Raw genomic sequence first — 4,365 nt, 5'->3', positions numbered from 1 at the left:
GGGCCTCGCTAGGCCGAGGCTCCCGCCCGGGCGACCGCGCGCACGCGGACGACGGCGGTCACGCCGAGCACGGCCACGGCGGCCGCGAGCGCCGCGGCGGCCGTCGGGGCCGAGTACGGCGTGCCGTCCCACCGCTCGACGGCGATCCAGGACAGGCCCCACGCGATGGCCAGGGCCACCGCCACGGGCCCGTTCCCCCGCACGGCCAGGACGACGCCGATCACGCCGACCACCGCGAGGACGCCGACGGCCCACCAGTCCGCGGCGAGTCCCGCGCCGTCGAACCCGGCGCTGGTCAGCGCCGCGGCGATGTTGGCGGCCGTGGCCACGCAGACCCAGCCGAGGTAGATGCCGAGCACGCCGTCGACCAGCACCCGGTCGAGCACCCCGTGCGCGCGGGTGGCGAGCAGGATCAGGAAGACCCGGACGAGCAGCGTGAGCAGCGCCGCGATGACGAGCACGCTCACCCAGAGCCACCCGGCCTGGACCACCAGGATCCACGCCGCGTTCAGCAGCATGGTCCCGGCGACCGGCAGGCGCAGGCGCCGCTGCCGCGCCTGCGCCTCCGGCGTGGGGGCCGGGAACCACTGGAGCACCGTGTACCCGGCGAGCCCGAGGTAGACCACGGTCCACACCGAGAACGCGGCGGACGCCGGCGCGAGCAGCGTGGCGTCCGTGTCCAGCGCTCCCCCGGCCGCCGCGTTGACGGACGTGCCGCCGAACACGCCGACACCGATCATGGAACCGATGACGCAGACCACGAAGCTGACGGTGACGACGATCTGCTGCAACCGGTCGCGCGATGTGTCGCGCGGCGCGCCCTGTGCCATGGAGGCCTCCTCGGGAAGGGCCGGGCGGCCCCCCGTACCTGCCCCAGCAGGCAACCGCCCGGCGAATATGCCTAGCCTATCTAGTAAATCGCTCGGCTTCCTGTTTTGCGGAAAGGTTGGTGTCGTCCCATGTCCCACGTCCTCGTGACCGGAGCCACCGGGTACATCGGGGGGCGGCTCGTGCCCGAGCTGCTCGCCGCCGGGCACGACGTGCGCGTGCTCGCCCGCCACCCCGAGCGGATCGCCTCGCGCGAGTGGTCCGGCGACGTCGAGGTCGTCGAGGGCGACGCCACCTCCCGCGGCGACCTGCGCCGGGCCCTCGACGGCGTCGACGTCGCCTACTACCTGATCCACGCGCTCGGGGCCGGCCCCGGGTTCGCCGAGCGCGACCGCGCCACCGCCCGCGGCTTCGCGGTCGTGGCCCGGGAGGTCGACGTCGGGCGCGTGGTCTACCTGGGCGGCCTCTACCCCGAGGGCGAACGGCTCTCGCCCCACCTGGAGTCGCGCCGCGAGGTCGAGGAGATCCTGCTCGACGGCGGCGCGCCGACGATCGTGCTGCGCGCCGCCGTGATCCTCGGCTCCGGCAGCGCGTCGTTCGAGATGATGCGCTACCTCACCGAGCGGCTCCCGGCCATGGTCGCGCCGCGCTGGATCAACAACCGCATCCAGCCCATCGCGGTGCGCGACGTGCTGCGCTACCTGGTCGGCGCCGCCGAGATCCCGGCGGACGTCAGCCGCGGCTTCGACATCGGCGGTCCCGACGTGCTCACCTACCGCGAGATGATGCAGCGCTACGCCGCCGTCGCCGGCCTGCGCCCGCGGGTGATCCGCGCCGTCCCCGTGCTGACGCCGCGGCTGGCCAGCCTCTGGGTGGGCCTGGTGACACCCGTGCCGCCGGGCATCGCGAAGCCCCTGGTGGGGTCGCTCGTGCACGAGGTCGTGGCCCAGGAGGACGACATCAAGCAGTACGTGCCCGACCCGCCCGAGGGGCTGACCGGCTTCGACCGGGCGGTGGGGCTCGCCCTGGCGCGGATCCGGGACCTCGACGTGCGCACGAGCTGGGTGTCCGCCTCGACCCCCGGCGCGCCGTCCGACCCCCTGCCCGACGACCCGGACTGGGCCGGCGGGAGCCTGCTGGTGGACGACCGGTCGAGCCGCGTGGACACCACGAGCGAGGCCCTGTGGACCGTGATCGAGGGCATCGGCGGCGCCCACGGCTGGTACTCCTGGCGCCTGGGCTGGGTGGCGCGCGGCGCCATGGACCGGCTCTTCGGCGGGCCCGGGCTGCGGCGCGGACGCCGGCACCCGCACCGCCTCGCGCCCGGCGACGCGCTCGACTGGTGGCGGGTGGAGAAGATCGTCCCCGGCCGGCTGCTGCGGCTGCGCGCCGAGATGCGCCTGCCCGGGCTGGCCTGGCTGGAGCTGTCCGTCGAGGACGAGGCCGCCGAGCGGCCGACGTTCCGCCAGCGCGCGATCTTCCTGCCGCACGGGCTGCCCGGGCAGCTCTACTGGTGGGCCATCAGCCCGTTCCACGGCATCGTGTTCGGCGGCATGCAGCGCAACATCGCCCGCGCGGCGGCCCACGCCGCCACCGGGGACGGGCGACCAGCCGACTGACTCGGCGATCGGCGTCCGCCGAGTCAGTGGGTTGGTGTGCACCAGCCGACTGACTCGGCGATCGGCGTCCGCCGGGTCAGCTTGCGGGTTCGGCTCGCTCCGGGGCCGCGCGGGAGCGACGGCGCCGGCCGCCGAGCCGCGACGTGCCGCCCGGCACGCTCGCGTCCCAGGCCCGGGCGATGCCGAGGTGGCGCAGGCGGCCGTCGGTCACGGTGACGCCGTCGGGCCCGATCCAGTGCTCGACGCCGAACCGCTCGTCGGTCGCGGCGTCCCAGCGGCGCATGAAGGGCGTGCCGTTGTCGGTGATGACGACCGACCCGTACGTGCCGGGCAGCGGCTCGGCCGGCAGGTGGATCACGGTGTAGACGCCCGCGAGGTCGGACGGGCCGACGGACGACACGCTGTACCAGTTCCCGTCCCGGTCCCGTTGGATGGCGTAACCGCTCGCGTCCAGGGCGATGCTGAGGTGCGGCAGGTCGGCGTCGAGGAGCTCCTGGCTGTTCTGGTAGACGGTGCCGACCTGGGCTGCCTGGGTCATCGCGCGGGTCTCCTTGACGTCGGATCGGGGATATTCACCCATCCAAGCGGATTAGTCGCGATTTGGCTGGTCCAAGGGGCAGCCCAGGGCCGGCGGATCAGCCGATCAGCCGGAAGATCGGGAAGGCGCGGCCCTCCGCCGTCCGCTCGTAGGCCGCGAAGCCGCTCGAGAACTCCTTGAAGCGCGCCCACATCGCGTCGCGCTCCTCACCCGCCAGCTCCTCGACCTTGACCCGGACGGTCACGACGGGCTCGCCCGGCACCTCGATGTCGACCTCCTCGGCGCGCCGCAGCCCGTAGACCCACGCCGGGTTCCTGGGCGAACCGCCGGCGCTGCCGACCACGTAGCGGACGCCGTCGTCCTGGATCGCGGCGAGCGGCGCGATCCGCACGCTCCCGTCCTTCCTCGGCACGTGCACGAGCACGAGCCCCTTTCCGAACCGCACGGGCTCGGTGACCTCGCCGCCGTTGGCGCGGAAGGCTTCGACGATCTGCTGGTTGAAGTCCATTCCGCGGCAACGCCGACAGGCCCGACGACATTCCGCCAGGTGCGGTCCCGGACCAGGTCAGCCCGCGTCGAACCGCTCGTCGCCCTCCAGGTCCGGGTTGTCCTCGGGGTCCTCACCCGGGACCGCCTCCCCCGCCGGGTCCTCGCCCGGGATCGCGGTGTCCGCGGCGCCCGCCGCCTCGGCCTTGAGACGGTCGGCGTCCTCCTTCGACACCTCGACGTGGTCCCGGGGCTCCGGACCGCCGTCCGCCGCCGTGCTCTGGTGCTCGCCCTCGCTCATACCGGCTCCTTCCACGATCCGCCAGATGCCCGGCCGGACGCGGCGCGCCCGGCCGGTTCTCGACGCTACGGGAGCCGCCGCGCACTCGCACCCACGGGGCCGCGGGACCCCCGCCGGAAGCCGGGGGTTGCGTAACGATATATCTCTGATCTATCTTTAGAACGTCGGTCGAGCGGAGACGCTCCCGATCGGCGGGTCTGACGAGACGCCGTAGTGCGCGATCGCGCACCGCCTCGCCCCGCCGCGACACGTAGGAGACACACCATGCGTACCCACGACGACAACCCCCAGAACTCCGGACGACGCGGCCGCGGCCGTGACTTCCTGCCCTCGTTCGAGGGCGCCCGGTTCGGCGGCCGGATGTTCGGCAGCCCCCGGTTCGACGGCGCCGGGTTCGGCCCGGGCTTCGGCCCCGCGTTCGCGATGGCCGGCGGGCCCGGCCTGCCGGACGACCGCGACTACGACGACGCCGACGAGCGTCCCGCCCGGGGCCGGCGCGGCTTCGGTCCCGGCGGCTTCGGCCCCGGCGGTCCCGGGGGCTTCGGCCCCCGCGGCCCGCACGGCGGCCACCACGAGGGCGGACGGCGGGGCCC

At 74.5% G+C, this 4,365-nt stretch carries 5 protein-coding genes and 1 pseudogene; 2 read left to right on the top strand and 4 right to left on the bottom strand.

The annotated features are described in order from the left end of the window. Window positions 1-8 precede the first annotated feature (8 nt). Window positions 9-830: a tryptophan-rich sensory protein gene (locus tag ACFWEJ_RS27505; RefSeq protein WP_377232351.1), complete on the bottom strand. Its 822-nt coding sequence runs from the start codon at window positions 828-830 to the stop codon at window positions 9-11. A gap of 129 nt (window positions 831-959) precedes the next feature. On the opposite strand from ACFWEJ_RS27505, the gene ACFWEJ_RS27500 reads away from it, so the two are divergent. Continuing rightward, the gene (locus ACFWEJ_RS27500; RefSeq protein WP_377232350.1) at window positions 960-2,447 is read left to right on the top strand and encodes an SDR family oxidoreductase; all 1,488 of its coding nucleotides are present in this window, start codon (window positions 960-962) and stop codon (window positions 2,445-2,447) included. A gap of 76 nt (window positions 2,448-2,523) precedes the next feature. Here the strand turns inward: ACFWEJ_RS27500 and ACFWEJ_RS27495 are convergent, their stop codons facing one another. From ACFWEJ_RS27495 to ACFWEJ_RS27485, 3 genes are all read right to left on the bottom strand, one after another. After that, window positions 2,524-2,985, bottom strand: coding sequence for a hypothetical protein (locus ACFWEJ_RS27495; protein WP_377232349.1), 462 nt, complete (start codon window positions 2,983-2,985; stop codon window positions 2,524-2,526). A gap of 97 nt (window positions 2,986-3,082) precedes the next feature. Then, a complete protein-coding gene (locus ACFWEJ_RS27490) occupies window positions 3,083-3,493 on the bottom strand; it encodes a nitroreductase family deazaflavin-dependent oxidoreductase (protein WP_377232348.1) in 411 nt (136 codons plus the stop codon). Window positions 3,494-3,550: 57 nt separating this feature from the next. Further along, on the bottom strand, window positions 3,551-3,772 hold the full coding sequence (locus tag ACFWEJ_RS27485; protein ID WP_377232347.1) for a hypothetical protein: 222 nt from the start codon (window positions 3,770-3,772) through the stop codon (window positions 3,551-3,553). 264 nt (window positions 3,773-4,036) lie between these two features. Between ACFWEJ_RS27485 and ACFWEJ_RS27480 the strand changes: the two are divergent. Continuing rightward, window positions 4,037-4,365, top strand: a pseudogene (locus ACFWEJ_RS27480) (hypothetical protein); the annotation flags it as partial.

It is taken from the genome of Promicromonospora sp. NPDC060204 (assembly GCF_042728455.1).
GTDB lineage: Bacteria > Actinomycetota > Actinomycetes > Actinomycetales > Cellulomonadaceae > Promicromonospora.
This window is presented reverse-complemented; position numbering and strand designations above follow the sequence as displayed.

Excerpts from the sequence above, each read along its gene's own strand:
- ACFWEJ_RS27490 (WP_377232348.1), bottom strand. The coding sequence starts at position 3,493 with ATGGACTTCAACCAGCAGATCGTCGAAGCCTTCCGCGCCAACGGCGGC.
- ACFWEJ_RS27500 (WP_377232350.1), top strand. The coding sequence starts at position 960 with ATGTCCCACGTCCTCGTGACCGGAGCCACCGGGTACATCGGGGGGCGG.
- ACFWEJ_RS27505 (WP_377232351.1), bottom strand. The coding sequence starts at position 830 with ATGGCACAGGGCGCGCCGCGCGACACATCGCGCGACCGGTTGCAGCAG.
- ACFWEJ_RS27495 (WP_377232349.1), bottom strand. The coding sequence starts at position 2,985 with ATGACCCAGGCAGCCCAGGTCGGCACCGTCTACCAGAACAGCCAGGAG.
- ACFWEJ_RS27485 (WP_377232347.1), bottom strand. The coding sequence starts at position 3,772 with ATGAGCGAGGGCGAGCACCAGAGCACGGCGGCGGACGGCGGTCCGGAG.